The sequence below is a fragment of the Pseudarthrobacter sp. PvP090 genome (assembly GCF_040547365.1).
GTDB lineage: Bacteria > Actinomycetota > Actinomycetes > Actinomycetales > Micrococcaceae > Arthrobacter.
In genome coordinates, this window is the sequence record NZ_JBEPPO010000017.1 from 53,962 (window position 1) to 73,791 (window position 19,830).

Sequence of the window (19,830 nt, forward strand, 5' to 3'; positions counted from 1 at the left end):
CAGGGTCTGACATTTCAGGCCGGAAGTTCCCGGCAGCCGCAGCCACGGCGGCCGGGCGGAACGGAAAGGCGTTGGCGAACATGGCAGCACAAGCCACTGGCGGCAGGGCCACCCAGCGGGGCCCGCAGGCGGCCCGGCCACCCAAGAGCCTCACCGTCCGGCAAAAGAAGATCCTGGAAACCATCCAGCGCTCGGTGACGGACAACGGCTATCCGCCCTCCATGCGCGAGATCGGCGACACCGTCGGCCTGGCTAGCCTCTCCAGCGTCACCCACCAGCTCTCACAGCTGGAGAAACTGGGCTACCTGCGGCGCGACCCCAAGCGCCCCCGCGCCATGGAAGTGCTGATGCCGCTGACCCTCGACGAGGGAACCGCGAAGATTCCAGGAACCGGGAAGTCCGGCGGCCTGCGCACTGTCGGCGGATTGTCCGTGTCCGAACTGGCCAGCGCCACCGACACCGCCATGGTGCCGCTGGTGGGCCGCATCGCCGCCGGCGGGCCGATCCTGGCCGACCAGGTCGTCGAGGACGTGATGCCCCTGCCCCGCCAGCTCGTGGGCCACGGCGAGTTGTTTATGCTCAAGGTCGCGGGTGACTCGATGATCGACGCGGCCATCTGCGACGGTGACTGGGTGGTTGTGCGCCGGCAGGGCGACGCCGTCAACGGGGACATCGTCGCCGCGCTGCTGGACGACGAGGCGACGGTCAAGACGTTCCGCCAGCGCGACGGCCACACCTGGCTGCTGCCGCAGAACACCCAGTACGAGCCCATCCTCGGCGATCACGCCGTCATCATGGGCAAAGTCGTCTCGGTGCTGCGCTCCCTCTAGGACCGCTCAGCCGGTACATCAACAGCAGCGAAAAGGGCCCCGCCGGCATCGGACGGGGCCCTTCGCGCATCCTCCGGACGTTCCCGCCGGACTACGTGGCGGGCTGCCCGGATTCCTTTGCGAGCCGCTCCAGTGCCGCGAGGGCTACCGCGGGGTCCGTGGTGGGCCAGAACGGCGGCAGTGCGGCGCGGAGGAATCCCCCGTAGCGCTCGGTGGAGAGCCGTGAGTCCAGCACTGCCACCACTCCCCGGTCCGTCGTCGTGCGGATCAGGCGGCCGGCACCCTGGGCCAGGCGGATGGCGGCGTGGGTCGCGGAAACGCTCATGAACCCGTTGCCGCCGGCCTGGGCCACCGCACGGGACCGTGCCGTCATCAGCGGGTCGTCGGGCCGCGGGAACGGAATCCGGTCGATCACCACGAGCCGGCAGGACGTTCCCGGCACATCGACGCCCTGCCACAGCGACATGGTGCCGAAGAGGCACGTGTCCGGTTCGTCGGCGAACTGTTTCACCAGCGCCGTCATGGTCGAATCCCCCTGGCAAAGGATGCTCATGTCCAGCCGCGGACGCAGCGCCTCGGCGGCGTCCTCGGCGGCGCGCCGGGAGGAGAACAGGCACAGGGCCCCGCCGCCGGAGGCCCGGATCAGCTTCTCGAGCTCGTCGAGGGCCTCCGGGGACGTGCCGCGGCCGGGCTTGGGCAGGTGCTTGGCAACGTAGAGGATGCCCTGTTTCGGATATTCGAAGGGCGAGCCGACGTCGACCCCGGTCCAGCTCGGGGCGCCCGGGCCGACCAGGCCCAGTCCGCCGGCGGCCGGTTCGAAGGCCGACCCGATCGCCAGGGTCGCCGAGGTCAGGATGACGGTGTGGTCCGCGAACAGGCCCTCGCGGAGCCGTCCGGCGACGCTGAGCGGCGCGATGTTGATCAGGGCCGGCGCTGACTCGTCGGGCTGGGAGTAGCCCTGCTGCGGGTCGAAGGTGCTGTTGCGGGAAAACCAGACCACCTCGCGGTTTTCGCGGGCGGCGAGCAGCCGTTCGCAGAGCTCCAGGATCACCATGAGGCGGGAGCGCGCCAGCTGGCGTCCGGCGTCGGCCGTGTTGGCGCTGTCCCCCTTGGAGTCGGAGAGTGCCGCACGGCAGGCGTCCCGGAGCTGGTCCACGCAGTCCAGTTGTTCGCTGTTCAGGCCGTTGGGCATGAGTCCGCTGGGGACCCCTTCAATGGCAAGTTCGAGGTTGGACGCGGCGTTGTTCAGCGCGTCCACGGTGATGCCGGTGTTTTTCCGGGCCCCGGACGCGGCGGCGTGCACCATCGCGACGGAGAGCTGGCCGGACACGGCGCCGGTCACGCGGTCCTGCAGCTCGTGGGCCTCGTCAACCACCACAACGTCGTATTCCGGCAGCACCGCAAGGCCTTCGAAGGCGCTGACGGCCAGCATGGCGTGGTTGGTGACCACGACGTCGGCGTCCGCGGCGTTCTGCCGGGCCAGTTCGCTGAAGCATTCGGCCGCGAGGGGGCACTTCTGCGCGCCCAGGCACTCCATGGAGGTGACGGAGACCTGCCGCCAGGCACGGTCCGTGACGCCGGGCAGGAGCTCGTCCCGGTCCCCCGTCACGGTGTCCTCGGCCCATTCCCGCAGCCGGACGACTTCCTTGCCGAGCTGGGACGACGGGCCGCCCATTGCCGCCGCGAAATGCGGGACGGACGTGTCCTCGCCGAGCGAGAAGAGCTGGCCTTCGGAGGGCTCTTCGGAGGGGAATCCGCCGTCGAGCTTGTGGCGGCACACGTAGTTGGAGCGGCCCTTGACGAGGGCGACCTTAACGGGCCGCTCCAGCGCCGGGGTGATGGTCTTCAGCAGCCGGGGCAGGTCCCGGCCGACGATCTGGGTCTGCAGGGCCAGCGTGGCGGTGGAGACCAGGGTGGGCTTGTCGCTGACGAGCGAGTGGGCGATCAGCGGGATCAGGTAGGCAAGGGACTTGCCCGTTCCGGTGCCGGCCTGGACCAGCAGGTGGTCTCCGCTGTCAATTGCGCGCGCCACCTGCCGGGCCATCTCGTGCTGGCCGTCGCGGCTCTGGCCGCCCATGCCGGACACGGCGCGGTCGAGGAGTTCGATGACGAACTCCCCGCCGGCCGGGCCGCGTGTTCCTGCCGGCCGTTCTCCGGCGGGTTCGGTCCCGGCGGCCTCAGTCATTGCTGATGAACGAATCCAGTTCAGCCGCGAATCCCTCGCGCACCATCACAACGGCGCGGGTGCCCGCTCCCTCGTGGTCGAGGCTGAGGATCTCGGCGTCGGTCGCGTGCAGCTTGCTGAGCAGGTCCCCGCGGTTGTACGGGATCATCAGTTCGAGCTTCACGCTGGGCCGCGGGATGCCTTCGCTGATGGCCTTGAGCAGTTCCGGGATGCCCTCGCCGGTGCGTGCCGACACCACCACGTGGCGCGGCTCGCGCTGCTTGAGCCGTTCGATCACGAAGGGATCCGCGGCGTCGGCCTTGTTCAGGACGATGATTTCGGGCACCTTGCGGGCGTCGACTTCGCTGAACACCTTGCGGACGGCGGCGATCTGGCCTTCCGGATCCGGGTGGGAGACGTCCACGACGTGCAGGATCAGGTCCGCGTCGGCGACTTCCTCCAGGGTGGAGCGGAACGCCTCCACGAGCTGGGTGGGGAGCGACCGGACGAAGCCCACGGTATCGGCCAGGGTGTAGCCCAGCCCGTCCGAGGTTTCGGCCTTGCGGACCGTCGGGTCCAGGGTGGCGAACAGGGCGTTCTCCACCAGCACGCCGGCGTCGGTCAGCCGGTTCAGCAGCGAGGACTTGCCGGCGTTGGTGTATCCGGCGATCGCCACTGACGGCACGGAGTTGCGACGGCGGTTGGCGCGTTTGGTCTCCCGGGCCGGCTTCATCGCGGCGATTTCACGCCGCAGCTTGGCCATCCGGGTGCGGATCCGGCGGCGGTCCAGTTCGATCTTGGTTTCACCGGGACCGCGCGAACCCATGCCGGCGCCGGCACCGCCCACCTGGCCACCGGCCTGGCGGGACATCGAGTCACCCCAGCCGCGCAGGCGCGGGAGCAGGTATTCGAGCTGGGCCAGTTCCACCTGGGCCTTGCCCTCGCGGCTCTTGGCGTGCTGGGCGAAGATGTCCAGGATCAGGGCCGTGCGGTCGATGACCTTGACCTTGACGATGTCTTCCAGGCTGCGGCGCTGGGACGGTGCCAGCTCGGCGTCGACGACGACGGTGTCGGCGCCGGTGGACATCACGATGTCCTTGAGCTCCTGGGCCTTGCCGGAGCCGAGGAAGGTGCCGGGGTCGGGCTTGGCGCGGCGCTGCACGATCCCGTCGAGGACCTCCGAGCCGGCGGTCTCGGCGAGGGCGGCGAGTTCGCGGAGCGAGTTTTCGGCGTCGGCGAGGGTGCCTTCGGTCCAGAGGCCGGCCAGAACGACGCGCTCGAGGCGCAGCTGCCGGTATTCGACTTCGGTGACGTCTTCGAGTTCCGTGGACAGCCCGGCGGTACGGCGCAGGGCGTGCCGTTCCTCGAGGTCCTGCTGGTCGCCGTCGTAGTTGCTGTGTTCCTCGTCCTGCCGGGAGATCGCCTGCGCCTTGCCGAGCACCGAGGTGGGCTCGCCGGCAGCCGGGGCTGCCTTCCGGGCAGGGGTGTCCTTGGAGAGGATCCGGTCGATGACAGCCTGGATTTCGGCAGGACTCATGTCCTGGGCTGCTGAATCGGGTCCGGTGTTGGGCTGGCTGGTCATGGTCTCCTTTAGAGGTTCGGCAGTTTCAGAATAGTGCCGATCGGTGCTGTCTGGGGCGGTATTCGCGCTGGGCTGACGACTATTCGCCATACGGGGCTCCTGGAATGCCCGCGGCAGCGGTGCCGGGGCAGGGTGGGCTCCGCGAGGGAGCAGTGGGAAGGGGGTGGGAACCGGCGTGGATTGGCCTTGAGGAGGGAGGGACCGTCCGCTCGGCAGGGCTCCATGAGCACTGCCGGACTCCAAGTGGATCGGGCGCCAGCGGCGGGACCTTTTCAGGGTCATCGCGGTGGCGCACTGAGCGGAAGGTAACTACCTGCGTCGCTGCGGGGACGGGATTTAACCCGTGCCGGCTACTTGAAGTTCAAGAACATGTATTTAAGACTAGCAGACGGTCAGGCTGCCTCCGGTCCCCCGCCGCGGTTTCGCCTCCGGGCCGGGGGCCAACTAATCTGGGCAGTTATGGAGTCTGCACACTATTTCAGCGCCCAGCCGGCCGGGCCGTTCACCCGCAAGCCCCTGACCGTGAAGCTTGCCGGTGAGACCCGGCACCTGCAGACGTCCTCGGGCATCTTCAGCCCGGACGGCATCGACAAGGGCACGGCCATACTGCTTGCCGAGGCTCCCGCCCCGGCCCCGCAGGGAACGCTGCTGGATATCGGCTGCGGCTGGGGTCCGATCGCGCTGACCATGGCCCTGCGGGCACCGCACGCCCGGGTCTACGCCGTGGACGTCAACGAACGGTGCGTGACCCTGACCAACGAAAACGCCGCGCTGCTGGGGCTGGGCAATGTCACGGCCAGCACGCCCGACGCCGTCGACCCAGGGCTCCGCTTCGACACGATCTGGTCCAACCCGCCCATCCGGATCGGCAAGGACGAGCTGCATGCCCTCCTGCTGCTGTGGCTGCCGCGGCTGGCGCCGGGCGGCTCCGCGTGGCTGGTGGTGCAGAAGAACCTGGGCTCGGATTCCCTCCAGCGCTGGCTTGCCGCCGAGCTGGACAGCAGCTTCACGGTGACCCGCGAGAGCACCTCGAAGTCGTTCCGGATCCTTCGGGTCAGGAAAGCGTCCCACTAGCGACGATCACCGCGGGGCCGCTGAGCTCGACGTGCTCGTGGCCCTCCGCCCCGAGGAAGAACTTCACTCCGACGACGCCGCCCGGGACGTGGACGTTCCACACGTCCGGGGCGCCCTGGCCTGCCCAGTGGCGGATTGCGACGGCGGCCGCGCAGGCGCCGGTGCCGCAGGACTGCGTTTCCCCCACGCCCCGCTCATGAACGCGCATGGTGATGGTTCCGACGCCGTCGTGGACCAGCGGCTCGGACGGGACCACGAACTCGACGTTGGTGCCGCGGGGCGGCGTGGGGTCCACGTGGGGTGCGGTGAACAGCTGCGTGGCTTCCAGCTCGGCCAGTTCGGCCAGCGCTACGACGGTATGCGGGTTCCCCATGCTGACGGACAGGGCGGGCCGTGCGACTTCGAGTCCCGTGGCGCTGACCAGCGAATCCATGGCCCGCGCGGTGGCCTCGCCCGGGAAGATGAACTCCCAGGGGCCCATGTCGACGGCGTACCCGGCGGCGGTACGGACGATCGTTTTGGCGCCGCCCCGGGTACCAATGGTCAGTGACTCACCGGCGGGCAGCTCGACGAGGCCCTCGGCGATCAGAAAGTGGACAAAGACGCGGACGCCGTTGCCGCACATCTCGGAGAGCGAGCCGTCGCCGTTGCGGTAGTCCATGAACCATTCGGCGTCCGGGTGCTCCGTCAGCAGCTCCTGGCCCTCGGCGAGCAGCCGGGACGGGACGGCGCGGATCAGCCCGTCGCCGCCGATTCCACGGTGCCGGTCACAGAGCGCCGCGACCTGCTCCGGCGTCACCGAAAGGGTGCCGTTGGGGTCGGCCAGGAGCACAAAGTCGTTCCCCGTGCCGTGGCCTTTGGAAAATTTGAGCCCGCTCAGGGCGGCAGTGTCACCGGTGGAGTTGCGGTCAGCGGCCACGGCCAGGGTTTCGTCCATGATCCAAGGTTACCGTTCCGGTTCGGGCCGCCGGCAAACCGCCCCGGCACTCCCCCGCCGGACGCGGGACTGTCAGCCGGCGAGGCAGAGGGCGGCTGCCTTGGCCACGAGGTCCGGGTCCTGCCAGCCGAGCCAGTGGATCCGGGGGTCGGCACGGAACCAGGTCAGCTGGCGGCGGGCGAACTGCCGCGTGGCGACGATGGTCTCCTCCGCGGCCTGCGCCGCGTCGGATTCGCCGTCGAGGACCTTGAGGAACTGCGCGTAGCCGAGGGCGCGCGGTGCCGTCCGCCCGAGCCGGAGCCCGGCGGCGTCGAGCGTCCGGACCTCCTCGAGCAGCCCGCCGTCCACCATGGTGTGGACCCGGCGGGCGAGCCGTTCCCGGAGCTGTTCCCGGTCCACTTCGAGCCCGATCTGCACCGCGGGCTGGACGTACTCGCGGGTGGGCATGAACGAGCTGAAGGGCCGTCCGGTCAGCTCAAACACCTCGAGCGCGCGGATAATCCGGCGCGCGTCGCCGAGCCGGCCGGCGGAGACCGGGTCCACGCTTTCCAGCCGGGCCCGCAGCGGCGCCGCTCCGCCGGTTTCCAGTTCCGCCTCGAGCCGGTGCCGGATGGCCGGATCCGTGCCCGGAAACTCCAGCACGTCCAGGGCGGCGCGGACGTACAGCCCGGAGCCTCCGGCCAGGATGGCGCGTTTGCCGCGGGCGTGGATGTCGGCGATGAGCGCACGGGCCTGATGCTGGAAGTCCGAGACGCTGGCTTCCTCGGTGACGTCCAGGATGTCCAGGAGGTGGTGCGGCACTCCCCTTCGTTCGGCCTCGGTGATCTTGGCGGTGCCGATGTCCATGCCGCGGTAGAACTGCATGGAGTCGGCGTTGATGACCTCGCCGTCGAGCGCCAGTGCCAGCGAGACGGCGAGGTCGGACTTGCCGGAGCCGGTCGGCCCGACGACGGCGATGACCGGCAGCGCCGGTACTGCACCGTCATGGGCTACGGCGTCATGGGGAGCACGGTTCCGGGCTGCGCTGGCGTCCGCGGCCTGGGCCTCGCCCGCCGGGGCGTCCTGCGGATCCGCCACGGGCTAGCGGCCGCGGACGGGAAGGGCGGGCATGCCCAGGGACACTCCCGTGGTGCCGGCGGCGGATCCCGGAACGGGTGCGCCGCAGGAGTCGGCCTGGGACCTGTCCCAGGCGTCGCCTGCCCGGGAGCGGCGGAGGCTGTAGTCGTCCGCCGATGCAGGGTCGGCCACGAGGTGGAACGCCGCGGCCTCGGTGATGGTCACGGTGACGAGGTCGCCGGGGCGGGGCGTCTCGGCGCCGGCCGGCACGGAGAAGTGGACCAGGCGCTGGTCCTGGGACCGCCCGGAGAGCCGGTGGGTTTCCCCGGCCTTGCGCCCGGACTGGGCCGTCACCATGACCTCCACGCGCCGGCCGAGCTGGCGGGCGTTTTCCTCGGCGGCGATCCTGTCCTGCAGGGCGGTGAGGCGTTCGAAGCGTTCCTGCACCACGGCCTTGGGGAGCTGGTCCGGGAGCTCGGCGGCGGGGGTGCCCGGCCGTTTGGAGTACTGGAAGGTGAAGGCGGTCGCGAAGCGGGACTTCTCCACGACGTCGAGCGTGGCCTGGAAGTCCTCCTCGGTTTCACCGGGGAACCCGACGATGATGTCAGTCGAGATGGCGGCGTGCGGGATCTTCTCGCGGACCTTGTCCAGGATGCCGAGGAACTTGGTCGAGCGGTACGACCGCTTCATGTCCTTGAGGACCTTGTCCGAGCCGGACTGCAGGGGCATGTGCAGCTGCGGCATGACGTTGGGGGTCTCGGCCATGGCGTCAATGACGTCGTCGGTGAAGGCCGCGGGGTGCGGGCTCGTGAACCGGACGCGTTCCAGGCCGGGGATGTCCCCGCAGGCGCGGAGCAGTTTGGAGAAGGCCTGCCGGTCGCCGAATTCAACACCGTAGGAGTTCACGTTCTGGCCCAGCAGGGTGACTTCGATCGCACCGTCGGCGACGAGGGCCTCGATCTCGGCCAGAATGTCGCCGGGGCGGCGGTCCTTTTCCTTGCCGCGCAGGGCCGGGACGATGCAGAAGGTGCAGGTGTTGTTGCAACCCACGGAGATGGACACCCAGCCGGAATAGACCGAGTCCCGCTTGGTCGGCAGCGTGGAAGGGAACACGTCGAGGGATTCGAGGATTTCCAGCTGCGCCTCGTTGTTGTGGCGGGCCCGTTCCAGCAGGGCCGGCAGGGCGCCGACGTTGTGGGTGCCGAAGACGGCGTCCACCCACGGCGCCTTCTTCAGGATGGTGTCGCGGTCCTTCTGCGCCAGGCAGCCCCCGACGGCGATCTGCATTCCCGGGTTGGCTGCCTTCACCGGCGCCAGGATGCCCAGGTTGCCGTAAAGCTTGTTGTCGGCGTTTTCCCGCACCGCACAGGTGTTGAAGACCACGACGTCGGCCAGCTCCCCGGCGGCGGGGACGTAGCCGGCGGCCTCGAGCATCCCGGACATCCGCTCGGAGTCGTGCACGTTCATCTGGCAGCCGAAGGTCCGCACCTGGTAGGTGCGGGGCGGCGGGGTCGAGGGCTGTGCCTCGGCGCCCGGGGTGGACAGGGCGTCCGTGGAAGGGGTGGTGCCGGCTGCTGGGGAGGGAATGGTCAAACTCACCTGTTAAGGGTACCGGGTCGCCACGGCGCCGGGGTGTCCTCAGAAATCAGCGGGTGGCCCTGCGTCCGCACCGTTCACGGCGTCGTCGAGGACTTCGCCGACGATCCGGAAGGCCTGGGACGGCTGATACCCCTTGCGGGCGAGCATGGACGCGAGCCGCCGCGTGGTTTTGTCGCGCTCGGCGCGGTCCTCGAACCCGGTCACGCCCCGGAGCTTCCGCTGGACCAGTTCGCGGGCCGCGGATTCCTCGTCCTCGTCGCTGAGCTGTTCCAGGGCGGCGGCCGCGGTGTCCGTGTCGATGCCCTTTTCGGCGAGTTCCCGCCGGAGCGCGCCTTTGGCGAGCTTGCGGCTCTGCGAACGGGACCGCACCCACATGTCGGCAAAGTCGGCGTCGTCAACGAGCTTAACTTCCTCGAAACGGTCCAGCACGGCCTCGGCGACGTCGTCCGGGACGTTGCGCTCGGCCAGTTTGCGGGCGAGCTGCAGCCGGCTCTTGGGCGAGTTCGTCAGCTGCCGCAGGACGATGGCACGGGCAACAGCCGCGGGATCCGCATCACGGTCCGGGTCACGGTCTTGTTCGACGGGGGCACCCGTGCGGCGCGCCCCGCCCCCGGGCGGGTCCCCGGCGGCAAAGCCGGGGGCAGGAGTCCGGGATGGGAATCCTGCCCCTTGGCGCCGTCGGCCGTTAGAAGCCGTCAACGGCCTTCAGCTTCGGTGACGCTTCGGTCTCGGCGGGGGCCTTCACTCCGACGCCGAGCTTCTCCTTGATGAGGCGTTCCAGCTCGGCGGCGAGCTCCGGGTTGTCGCGCAGGAACCGGCGGGAGTTCTCCATGCCCTGGCCCAGCTGGTCACCGTCGTACGTGAACCACGAGCCGGACTTCTTGATCAAGCCATGCTCGACACCCATGTCGATGATGCCGCCTTCACGCGAGATGCCCTGCCCGTAAATGATGTCGAACTCGGCGATCTTGAAGGGCGGAGCCATCTTGTTCTTGACGATCTTGGCCTTGGTGCGGTTGCCGACCGAGTCCGCGCCCTCCTTGAGGGTCTGGATCCGGCGGACGTCGATGCGGATCGAGGCATAGAACTTCAGGGCCTTGCCACCAGTGGTGGTCTCCGGGGAACCGAAGAAGACGCCGATCTTTTCGCGCAGCTGGTTGATGAAGATGGCCGTGGTCTTGGTCTGGCTCAGGCGGCCGGTGATCTTACGCAGCGCCTGGCTCATCAGGCGGGCCTGCAGGCCCACGTGGCTGTCGCCCATGTCGCCTTCGATTTCCGCACGGGGAACGAGGGCGGCCACGGAGTCGATGACGATGACGTCAAGGGAGCCCGAACCGATGAGCATGTCCATGATTTCCAGGGCCTGCTCGCCGGTGTCCGGCTGGGAGACCAGCAGGGCGTCCGTGTCGACGCCCAGCTTGGCGGCGTATTCGGGATCGAGGGCGTGTTCGGCGTCGATGAAAGCGGCGATGCCGCCGAGGCGCTGGGCGTTGGCGACCGCGTGGAGCGCCACCGTGGTTTTACCGGAGGATTCCGGACCGTAGATTTCCACGACACGGCCGCGCGGCAGGCCGCCAATTCCCAGCGCGACATCCAGTGCGATGGAACCGGTCGGAATGACCTCGATGGGCGCGCGGACTTCGTCGCCCAGGCGCATGACTGAGCCCTTGCCGAACTGCTTGTCAATCTGGGCCAGCGCTGCGTCAAGCGCTTTCTGGCGATCCGGGGCTGCGGCCATGGTTCACACCTCTAATACTTTCTCGCTGTGGAGTGGCCGTTCCGGCCCTGTGTCGTGATCGGTTGTTGTGATCAGTGTTTCTGAACAGGTTTCCTGAACAGTGGTCGTGATCGGTTTTTCGGTCATTACTGAAGCTACTGGCAACCACCGACAGAGTTGCCCGCTTGCCCCTGGTATGTGGAAAAGCTCTAAAAAAAGCATAGTCCTACCCGAACAGACATTCGAACAATCGGTGCGGCGTGTCAGGCCCGGACTCCCGGCACGGCAGTGGAACGCCGCCTGCCGGCGCCTCTGCCGGGCCGCCGGAACCGGGGGTCAGCGGGGTTTGACGTCGCGGCCCAGCCGCCGCTCGGGCGGGACATCCTGGACCTCGCACAGCGCCAGCCACACCTGCCGGGGCGGTACGCCCGCACCCAGGGCCTGGTCGGCCGTCCGGCCGCCGACTCCCGCCAGGACCAGGGAGCTGCTGAGGACCCGGGAATACCCTGCCCCGAATTCGTCGTCCATGAGCCGCCAAAAGTCACTGATTCGCACTCCTTGAGTCTCTCACGGCACGGGAGGACTCTAGAATGGTTGCCATGAGCAACTCAGCCGTTGGCCCTGGAATCCCCGGCGGCGCTGACGATTCCACCGAAACGGCGCTGACCGCCGTCGAGCACCAGCTGAGCCTGCTCTGGCGGCGCGCCCGCTCGATCTCCCACCATCTCTCCCGCCAGGTTCACCCGGACATGGAACCGGCGGCCTACGGCCTGCTCTCAGTGATCCGTAAAGCGGGCGCCATGCGGCTGACCGAGCTGGCCTCCAGCATCGGCGTCGGGAAGCCATCGGTCAGCCGGCAGATCGCCTTCCTGGAACGCCTCGGCCTGGTCTCCAAGGAAGCCGACCCGCTGGACGGCCGCGCGCAGATCATCCGCCTGACGCCCACGGGCGAGGAGCGGATGCACGAGGTGCAGGATGCCCGCCGCGAGGTCTTCCGCGAGCGGCTTGGCGAGTGGCCGCTGGAGGAACTGCAGACCCTGTCCCGCTACATCGCCAAGCTCAACGCCACCTATGAGCGGGACGGCTTCCCCCGGGACGAACCGCAGTAGCCCCGCAGTTCCGCGCCGGCCGGCCATGCACAAGCCGCCGGCCAGGCACACGCCGGACAGGCAAACTCCTTGCTGGCAGCCAGAGTGCACGCAAAGGACCCCGGCACACCGCCGGGGTCCTTTGTCGAGTAGTGGGTGTCGGGGCTAGTGCGCCCCGGAGAGAAGGCCCTTGGCCAATTCCTCGTTGAGGTCGGAGTTGAGCTCACGGTCCAGGTCACGGCCGTAGCGCTGGGCAAACTCCTGCGGGACGGTGTCCGGAACCGCAACTCCCTCGGCGACGGCGACACGGTCGCTGACTTCGCGGAGCATGCTGGAGAGCGGAACATCGAGGGCCGAGCAGATCGAGGAGAGCAGCTCCGAGGAGGCTTCCTTCTGGCCGCGTTCCACTTCACTCAGGTAGCCCAGGGAAACGCGGGCACTGTGCGAGACTTCGCGGAGGGTACGGCCTTGGCGTTGGCGGACATCGCGCAGTACATCACCGATTTCGTGACGAAGTACAACCATCTTGCGCTCCTTCTGTTCGCTCTTAGCCTGATCGGCGAGGCCCACATCCTTCCAGCGGACAACGCCGTTAACGGATACGGGCTGCTTTACCATCTGTATCGCCTTGCTCCCTCTATATGTCGGGCCCGCTGGTCAAAGCGGACACTGATGATGATTTCATCCTAGGCGCCTCCCATATTCGGAAGCGACACAATGTAACAACTATTCGGAATCAACTTTTGTTCCCGGCAACTTTACGCCCGGTAGCTTGCGGATGCCAGAGCCTCCAGCAGGCGTTCCAGCGCCGCGGCGCAGGCCTGGCCCCGGATTTCCGGCCGGTTGCCGTCGAAGCTGTACCCGAACGACGTCGAGCCGTCCGCGGTGGCGACGCCGATGTAGACGGAGCCCACGTCCTTGCCGCCGTGCGGCTCCGGGCCGGCGACGCCGGTGGTGGAGACGCCGACGTCGGCGCCGCAGACCCTGCGCGCCCCTTCGGCCATGGCCTCGGCGACCTGGCCGTCGACGGCACCGACGGTGTCCAGCAGGGCCCGGGGCACACCAAGGACATCGGCCTTGACCGAGTTCTGGTAGGACACCACCCCGCCCTGGAGCATCCCGGACGCGCCGGGCGTGTCGGCGAGCATGGCCGCGACCATGCCCGCAGTGAGGGATTCGGCCGTGGCGACGGTCAGGCCGCGGCCGATCGCCCCGGCGACGGCCTCTTCGGCCAGATGGTGCAGGTTGATCGGACGGTGGGGAGTGGTCATGGCTTGCCCTCTTGGATCTTCTGTTGCTGGGCCCGGATGCCGCTGGCGCGCAGCTTGAGGGCCTCGATGACGTATTCGCCGCCGGTCCAGACCGTGATGGCGAGGGCCACCATCATGACCGCGAAGGCCACGACGCCGAGCCACGGCGCAATCGAGGACAGCGGGAGGATGTACAGGAAGATGGCCACGGTCTGGATGACGGTCTTGAGCTTTCCGCCCCGCGACGCCGGGATCACGCCGTAGCGGATGACGAAGAAGCGCAGGGCGGTGACGCCCCATTCACGGACGAGGATCAGTATGGTGACCCACCACGGCAGCTCCCCCAGCAGCGAGAGCATCACGAGCGCCGAGCCGATCAGCAGTTTGTCCGCGATGGGGTCGGCGATCTTGCCGAAGTCGGTGATCAGGCCGCGGCTGCGGGCGATGTCGCCGTCGAGCTTGTCCGTGTAGATGGCGACGGCGAAGGTCGCCGCGGCGATCCAGCGCCAGACGCCGTTCTGGGCGACCAGCCCCGGTGCGTCAAGCAGGAGGAACCAGACAAAAAACGGCACCATCACAATCCGCAGCATCGTCAGGATGTTGGGCAGGTTCCAGATCCGGGACGCGGATCCGGTGCTGTTGGCTTCGGCGCTAGTCACCTTCCTAGGCTACCGTCCGGTGAGCGACCAGGCGTCCTCGGAACCGTCCTCATCATCGCCGGAGCCGCCGTCTGCGCCGTCGTAGTACTCGGTATTCTGCGTGCGCCGGTCCAGGTCGGCCGCGACGAGGTCCTCCGCGTAGCCGCCCTGGGCGACGTTCGCGTTGGCGTTATCGCTCAGCGCCGCGGTCTGCGAATCGGCGATGGCAGGCACCTCCATGCCCTTCATGGCCGCGAGGACCGTGGCCAGGTCGTCGGGTTTGACCAGGACGTCGCGGGCCTTGGAGCCCTCGGAGGGGCCCACCACGCCGCGGGACTCGAGCAGGTCCATGAGCCGTCCGGCCTTCGCGAAGCCGACCCGCAGTTTGCGCTGCAGCATCGAGGTGGACCCGAACTGGGTGGTGACCACGAGCTCGGTGGCCTGCAGCAGGACCTCGAGGTCGTCGCCGATGTCGTCGTCGATCTGCTTCTTGGGCGCCTCGGGGGCGACGTCGTCGCGGTACACGGCCTTGAGCTGGCCCTTGACGTGCTCGACCACCTTGTGGATTTCGGATTCGGTGACCCAGGCGCCCTGGACACGCATGGCCTTCGAGGCGCCCATCGGCAGGAAGAGCGCGTCGCCCTGGCCGATCAGCTTCTCGGCGCCCGGCTGGTCCAGGACCACGCGGGAGTCGGTGACCGAGGACGTGGCGAACGCCATCCGGGACGGCACGTTGGCCTTGATCAGGCCGGTGACGACGTCGACGGAGGGCCGCTGGGTGGCGAGCACGAGGTGGATGCCGGCGGCACGGGCCAGCTGCGTGATGCGGACAATCGAGTCCTCGACGTCGCGCGGGGCGACCATCATCAGGTCAGCGAGCTCGTCGACGATTACGAGCAGGTAGGGGTACGGCCGGATGACCCGTTTGGACCCCTCGGGCGGATGGACCTTGCCGGCACGGACGGCCTTGTTGAAGTCGTCGATGTGCTTGAAGCCGTAGTTGGCGAGGTCGTCGTAGCGGGCGTCCATCTCGCGGACCACCCACTGCAGGGCCTCGGCGGCCTTCTTGGGGTTGGTGATGATCGGGGTGATGAGGTGCGGGACACCCTCGTAGGCGGTGAGTTCCACGCGCTTGGGGTCCACCATGACCATGCGGACCTCGTCGGGCGTGGCGCGCATCAGGATGGAGGTGATCATCGAATTCACGAACGAGGACTTGCCGGCGCCGGTGGCTCCTGCGACGAGCAGGTGCGGCATCTTGGCGAGGTTCGCGACGACGTAGCCGCCCTCGACGTCCTTGCCGACCCCCATGACCATCGGGTGGTCGGTGCGCCGCGCGTTCTGGCTGCGGAGCACATCGCCGAGGGACACGGTCTCGCGGTCCGTGTTGGGGATTTCGATGCCGATGGCCGACTTGCCCGGGATGGGGCTCAGGATGCGCACGTCGGAGCTGGCGACGGCGTAGGAGATGTTCTTGGACAGTGCGGTGACGCGCTCCACCTTGGTGCCCGGCGAGAGTTCGATCTCGTAGCGGGTGACCGTGGGGCCGCGGCTGAAGCCGGTGACCTGGGCGTCGACGTTGAACTGGTTCAGGGTTTCGGTCAGCGAAGCGACGATCGCGTCGTTGGCTTCGGTGCGCTCCTTGGGGATGGAACCGGGGGTCAGCACGTCCGACGGCGGCAGCGTGTAGGTGACGTCCCCGGCGAGCGACAGCTGTTCGGTGCGCTGCGGAATCGGGGTGGGCAACGGCGCCGGGGCCACGGGGTTGGAGGGGACCTTCGCGGCGGCGGCCACGGCGGCAGCACCCGGCGCGGGGGCTGCCGGGTTCAGCGAACCGGCGGCGACCATGCCCGGGGTGACCAGCGGGATCGCCTCGGTGGCGTTCTCCCCCGGCCCGGCGGCGCTGCCGGCAGCAGTCCCCAGGCCCTGGGCGGCCTTGATCTTCTCGACGGCGATCTCGGCCTGCGTGGGCCGGCGCACGCCGGGCGCGACGGATTTGGAGTCCCGCTCGGAGCCGGTTTTGGCGCCACCGGCCACCCGGGCGGCTTCGGCCTCCTCGTCGGCAATGAGCGCCCGTTCGAAGGCCTCGTCGCCGACGTAGCCTTCGAGTCCGGCGTCTTCGCCCTGGTCCTTGCCGAAGAGGCGGCGGCGCTTCTTCCTGGCCGGGGCCGGGGTGTCGTTCTCGTAGAGGTAGCTGCGGTCATGGCCGTCGCCGTCGGTCTCCTGGTCCTGGAGGTCGATGCCCATAAGGTGCTCGTAGGCGCCACGCAGCCGGCCGGGGATGGCGCCGAACGGTGTGGCGGTGACGATCAGCAGCGAGGTGAAGGCGAGCAGTCCGTAGACGGCCAGCGGGACGGCGGGGTGGAGGGCGGCGAGCGGGGCGGCGGCGAGGTAGCCGAGCATGCCGCCGGCCTGGCGCAGTCCGTCGAATCCTTCAGCGACGGTCGGTTCCCCGCCGATGACATGGGCCAGGCCGGTGCCGGCGAAGGTCATGATCAGGAAGCCGATGCCGATCCGGTTGTTGCCGCGGCCGTCGACGGGCTGGCGGAACAGCCGGAAGGCGCAGACGAACAGCATGAGCGGCAGCAGCAGCGACATCCAGCCGAAGGTGCCGTTGACGATTCCGTAGACCATGTCCGGGAACCAGCCCTGGAAGCCCCACCAGGCGAAGGTGGCGACGAAGACCCCGAGTGCGAGATTGAACAGGGCTGCGCCGTCGCGGCGGTCCCCGGGGGCGAGGTCGCTGACGTCGTAGCCGATCCGGCGGATTCCCGCCCCGACGACGTGGGCAACGCCCAGCCAGGCACCGGCCACAACCCGGACCAGCCAGGGCTGTCGGGGTTCGACGGCGGCCAGCTGGCGGGTGCGCGCCGTACCTGTGGTTCCGGTGGGTTTGCTGGTTTTGGACGCAGCCGGGCCGGAGCCCCGAGCCGAAGAGCTGCCTGATTTACCGCGGGGGTTTCCTCTAGGCGCGGAGGAAGTACGTGTCGCCATACCCGCTACGGTACCCGACTCCGGGCCGAAAACCGCGGATTTCCGGGCCTCCGCGGGGATCATGTTGCCGGCCGGGCGCGCAAAAACGGCCCTCCCGGTCCGCCGCAAGCAGGAGCCTGCGGCAGGCCGGAAAGGCCGTCATGGTGCGAAGGAAGCGCCTGGGCCTCCCTTGGCCCGGCAGAGTTTAGGCCTCCAGGACCACCGGGATGATCAGGGGCTTGCGGCGGAGCTTGCGGTTGACCCAGGTGCCGACAACGCGGCGGACGACCTGCTGCAGCTGGTGCGTGGTGTGGTCCGTGCGGTTGAGCACGGCTTCTTCCAGGGCTGCGTTGATCTTGGGGATGATCTCGTCAAAGACGGAGTCGTCCTCGGCCACGCCGCGGGCGTGGATCTCGGGACCGGAGACGACCTTGCCGGTGGCACGGTGGATCACCGTGATGATGGAGATGAAGCCTTCATCACCGAGCGTCTGGCGGTCCTTCAGGTCCGCTTCCGTAACTTCGCCAACGCTGGAGCCGTCGACGTAGACGAAGCCGACCTCGACCTGGCCGACGATGTCCGCCTGGTGGTCCCGCAGGTCGATGACGGTGCCGTTGTCCGCGAGGAGGATGCTTTCCTCGGGGACGCCGGAGTCCAGGGCGATCTTGCCGTTGGCGATCAGGTGGCGCGTTTCACCGTGCACCGGCATCGCGTTGAGCGGCTCCAGGATGTTGTAGCAGTACAGCAGCTCGCCGGCGGCAGCGTGGCCGGAGACGTGCACCTTGGCGTTGCCCTTGTGGATGACGTCGGCGCCGAGCTTGAGCAGGCCGTTGATGATGCGGAACACGGCGTTCTCGTTGCCCGGGATGAGGCTGGACGCGAGGATGACGGTGTCGCCCTGGCCGACGACGACGCGGTGGTCGCCGTTGGCCATGCGGGACAGGGCTGCCATCGGCTCGCCCTGCGAACCCGTGGACATCAGCACCACGCGGTTGTCCGGCAGGTTGTCGATGTTCTTGATGTCGACCAGGATGCCCGGGGGCACGTCGAGGTAGCCGAGCTTCTCGGCAATGGCCATGTTGCGGACCATCGAGCGGCCGACGAAGGCGACCTTGCGGTTGTGGTTGGCGGCTGCGTCGAGGACCTGCTGGACGCGGTGCACGTGCGAGGAGAAGGACGCGACGATCAGGCGCTTGGAGGCCTGGCCGAAGAGCCGGTCCAGGGTGGGTCCGATTTCCTTCTCGGCGGTGGTGAAGCCCGGCACGTCGGCGTTCGTGGAGTCCGACATGAACAGGTCCACGCCTTCCTCGCCCAGCTTGGCGAAGTGGCGGAGGTCGGTGATGCGGCCGTCGAGCGGCAGCTGGTCCATCTTGAAGTCGCCGGTGTGCAGCACAGTGCCGCCGGAGGTGCGCAGGAACACGGCGAGGGCGTCAGGGATCGAGTGGTTGACGGCGACGAATTCGCATTCGAACGGACCGAACTTCTGGACCTGTCCCTCGATGACGGTCTGGGTGACCGGCTTGATTCGGTGTTCCAGCAGCTTTGCCTCGATGAGGGCCAGCGTCAGCCGGGAGCCCACCAGGGGGATGTCGGCGCGCAGGCGCAGCAGGTACGGGACGGCTCCGATGTGGTCCTCATGGCCGTGGGTCAGGACGACGGCGACGATGTCATCGAGGCGGTTCTCGATGTAGGAGAAATCGGGCAGGATCAGGTCCACGCCGGGCTGGGTTTCCTCCGGGAAGAGGACGCCGCAGTCGACAATGAGCAGCTTGCCGTCGATTTCGAAGACGGTCATGTTGCGGCCGATCTCCCCCAGGCCACCGAGCGGAACGATCCGCAGGGTGTCCTTGAGCAGTTTCGGCGGCGTGACAAGGCCGGGAAGGGCGGTTTGGGTCATAATGCACTACTTTCCAGGCGGTGACCGGCCTGGTCTTTACTGATCAGAAAGAACACCTGATCAGGAAAAGACCATTCCGGCTTCCGCCAAGTCCTCGCGGATGGTTTCGATCTCAGCTTCGTCCGGCTCCACGAGGGGCAAACGGACAACCGAGTTGGGCAGGACTCCCTGCCACTTAAGAACTTGCTTCGCAGCAACAGCACCCTGAATATGGGTCATCACTGCACGGACCACAGGGTCCAGTTCGAAATGTATGGTGCGGGCGGTGGCGAAGTCGCCCGCAAGTGCGGCATCGATCAGGGCGCGGAACTGCCGCGTCGCGACGTGCGCGGAGACGCTGACGAGCCCGACGGCGCCCGCTGCCATCCATGGCAGGGTCAGCCCGTCGTCGCCGGAGTAGACGTCCAGGTCCGTGTTCGCGAGGACCTGGGTGAGTGCGGCAAAGTCGGCCTTGGCATCCTTGAGAGCCACAATGTTCGGGTGGTCCGCGAGCCGGATCATCGTTTCGGGCAGGATCGGTACGCAGGAACGGCCGGGGATGTCGTAGACCATCACGGGAAGGTCTGCCGCGTCAGCGACGGCTTCGATGTGGGCCTGGATGCCGGCCTGGCTCGGCTTGTTGTAATACGGGGTGACGATCAGCTGGCCGTGGGCTCCGGCCTTGGCGGCGCGCTTGGCCATTTCGACCGAGTGCGACGTGTGGTTGGTGCCGGTACCGGCGATCACCTTGGCCCGGTCTCCCACGGCCTCCACGATGACCCGGAATAGCTTTTCTTTTTCGTCGTCTTCGAGCGTGGAGGTCTCCCCCGTGGTGCCGGAAATAACGAGGGCGTCGTTGCCGTCGTCGACGAGCTTGCTGGCCAGCTCGGCGTTCTGCTGGTAGTCGACCTCACCGTCGGAAGTGAAAGGCGTGACCATGGCGGTCACGAGGGTTCCGAACGTGTAAGAGCGAGTATCAGAGTCAGCCATATGAAAAACGTTACCCTGTCCCCGGTGTGATGTGACAATGACGGCGACGTGATGAA

17 protein-coding genes are annotated in these 19,830 nt (G+C 68.1%); 3 read left to right on the plus strand and 14 right to left on the minus strand.

Translation table 11 applies throughout. The annotated features are described in order from the left end of the window. The first annotated feature begins 80 nt into the window (after positions 1-80). On the plus strand, positions 81-830 hold the full coding sequence (gene lexA / locus ABIC21_RS17925; RefSeq protein ID WP_354351730.1) for a transcriptional repressor LexA: 750 nt from the start codon (positions 81-83) through the stop codon (positions 828-830). Positions 831-921: 91 nt separating this feature from the next. Here the strand turns inward: lexA and ABIC21_RS17930 are convergent, their stop codons facing one another. Together ABIC21_RS17930 and hflX are read right to left on the minus strand one after the other, a co-directional pair. Next, on the minus strand, positions 922-3,015 hold the full coding sequence (locus ABIC21_RS17930) for an ATP-dependent DNA helicase (protein ID WP_354351731.1): 2,094 nt from the start codon (positions 3,013-3,015) through the stop codon (positions 922-924). Then, the gene (gene hflX / locus ABIC21_RS17935; protein WP_354351732.1) at positions 3,008-4,576 is read right to left on the minus strand and encodes a GTPase HflX; all 1,569 of its coding nucleotides are present in this window, start codon (positions 4,574-4,576) and stop codon (positions 3,008-3,010) included. The genes ABIC21_RS17930 and hflX overlap by 8 nt, the downstream gene beginning before the upstream one ends. Before the next feature lie 459 nt (positions 4,577-5,035). On the opposite strand from hflX, the gene ABIC21_RS17940 reads away from it, so the two are divergent. Then, on the plus strand, positions 5,036-5,650 hold the full coding sequence (locus ABIC21_RS17940) for a class I SAM-dependent methyltransferase (protein WP_354351733.1): 615 nt from the start codon (positions 5,036-5,038) through the stop codon (positions 5,648-5,650). Here ABIC21_RS17940 and dapF read toward each other — a convergent pair. The 6 genes from dapF to ABIC21_RS17970 all read right to left on the minus strand — a co-directional run bounded on the left by dapF (position 5,631) and on the right by ABIC21_RS17970 (position 11,514). After that, positions 5,631-6,587 (minus strand): diaminopimelate epimerase, encoded by a 957-nt coding sequence (dapF, locus tag ABIC21_RS17945; RefSeq protein WP_354351734.1) that lies wholly within the window; start codon positions 6,585-6,587, stop codon positions 5,631-5,633. The genes ABIC21_RS17940 and dapF overlap by 20 nt on opposite strands. 72 nt (positions 6,588-6,659) lie before the next feature. Beyond that, positions 6,660-7,553: a tRNA (adenosine(37)-N6)-dimethylallyltransferase MiaA gene (miaA, locus tag ABIC21_RS17950; protein WP_354351762.1), complete on the minus strand. Its 894-nt coding sequence runs from the start codon at positions 7,551-7,553 to the stop codon at positions 6,660-6,662. Between the two features lie 114 nt (positions 7,554-7,667). Beyond that, on the minus strand, positions 7,668-9,242 hold the full coding sequence (miaB, locus tag ABIC21_RS17955) for a tRNA (N6-isopentenyl adenosine(37)-C2)-methylthiotransferase MiaB (protein ID WP_354351735.1): 1,575 nt from the start codon (positions 9,240-9,242) through the stop codon (positions 7,668-7,670). Positions 9,243-9,281: 39 nt separating this feature from the next. Then, positions 9,282-9,767 (minus strand): regulatory protein RecX, encoded by a 486-nt coding sequence (locus tag ABIC21_RS17960; RefSeq protein ID WP_354351763.1) that lies wholly within the window; start codon positions 9,765-9,767, stop codon positions 9,282-9,284. A gap of 160 nt (positions 9,768-9,927) precedes the next feature. Further along, positions 9,928-10,980, minus strand: a complete 1,053-nt coding sequence (gene recA, locus ABIC21_RS17965) for a recombinase RecA (protein WP_224049150.1) — start codon at positions 10,978-10,980, stop codon at positions 9,928-9,930. A 315-nt stretch (positions 10,981-11,295) separates the two neighbouring features. Continuing rightward, the gene (locus ABIC21_RS17970) at positions 11,296-11,514 is read right to left on the minus strand and encodes a DUF3046 domain-containing protein (RefSeq protein ID WP_160666697.1); all 219 of its coding nucleotides are present in this window, start codon (positions 11,512-11,514) and stop codon (positions 11,296-11,298) included. A gap of 44 nt (positions 11,515-11,558) precedes the next feature. Between ABIC21_RS17970 and ABIC21_RS17975 the strand changes: the two genes are divergently transcribed. Further along, positions 11,559-12,068 carry a MarR family winged helix-turn-helix transcriptional regulator gene (locus ABIC21_RS17975; RefSeq protein ID WP_354351736.1) on the plus strand — a complete coding sequence of 170 codons (510 nt, stop codon included), beginning with the start codon at positions 11,559-11,561 and terminating at the stop codon, positions 12,066-12,068. A 144-nt stretch (positions 12,069-12,212) separates the two neighbouring features. On the opposite strand, the gene ABIC21_RS17980 is transcribed toward ABIC21_RS17975, so the two are convergent. The 6 genes from ABIC21_RS17980 to dapA form a co-directional block, all read right to left on the minus strand. After that, complete coding sequence (locus ABIC21_RS17980; protein WP_354351737.1) at positions 12,213-12,665, minus strand: helix-turn-helix domain-containing protein; 453 nt, start codon at positions 12,663-12,665, stop codon at positions 12,213-12,215. Positions 12,666-12,805: 140 nt separating this feature from the next. Continuing rightward, positions 12,806-13,318 (minus strand): CinA family protein, encoded by a 513-nt coding sequence (locus ABIC21_RS17985; protein ID WP_354351738.1) that lies wholly within the window; start codon positions 13,316-13,318, stop codon positions 12,806-12,808. Next, positions 13,315-13,956: a CDP-diacylglycerol--glycerol-3-phosphate 3-phosphatidyltransferase gene (pgsA, locus tag ABIC21_RS17990; RefSeq protein WP_354351739.1), complete on the minus strand. Its 642-nt coding sequence runs from the start codon at positions 13,954-13,956 to the stop codon at positions 13,315-13,317. Before pgsA ends, ABIC21_RS17985 begins: the two co-directional genes overlap by 4 nt. 9 nt (positions 13,957-13,965) lie before the next feature. Continuing rightward, on the minus strand, positions 13,966-16,929 hold the full coding sequence (locus ABIC21_RS17995; protein WP_354351740.1) for an FtsK/SpoIIIE family DNA translocase: 2,964 nt from the start codon (positions 16,927-16,929) through the stop codon (positions 13,966-13,968). A gap of 184 nt (positions 16,930-17,113) precedes the next feature. Continuing rightward, a complete protein-coding gene (locus tag ABIC21_RS18000; RefSeq protein ID WP_354351741.1) occupies positions 17,114-18,805 on the minus strand; it encodes a ribonuclease J in 1,692 nt (563 codons plus the stop codon). A gap of 60 nt (positions 18,806-18,865) precedes the next feature. Next, complete coding sequence (gene dapA / locus ABIC21_RS18005) at positions 18,866-19,774, minus strand: 4-hydroxy-tetrahydrodipicolinate synthase (protein WP_354351742.1); 909 nt, start codon at positions 19,772-19,774, stop codon at positions 18,866-18,868. Positions 19,775-19,830 lie beyond the last annotated feature (56 nt).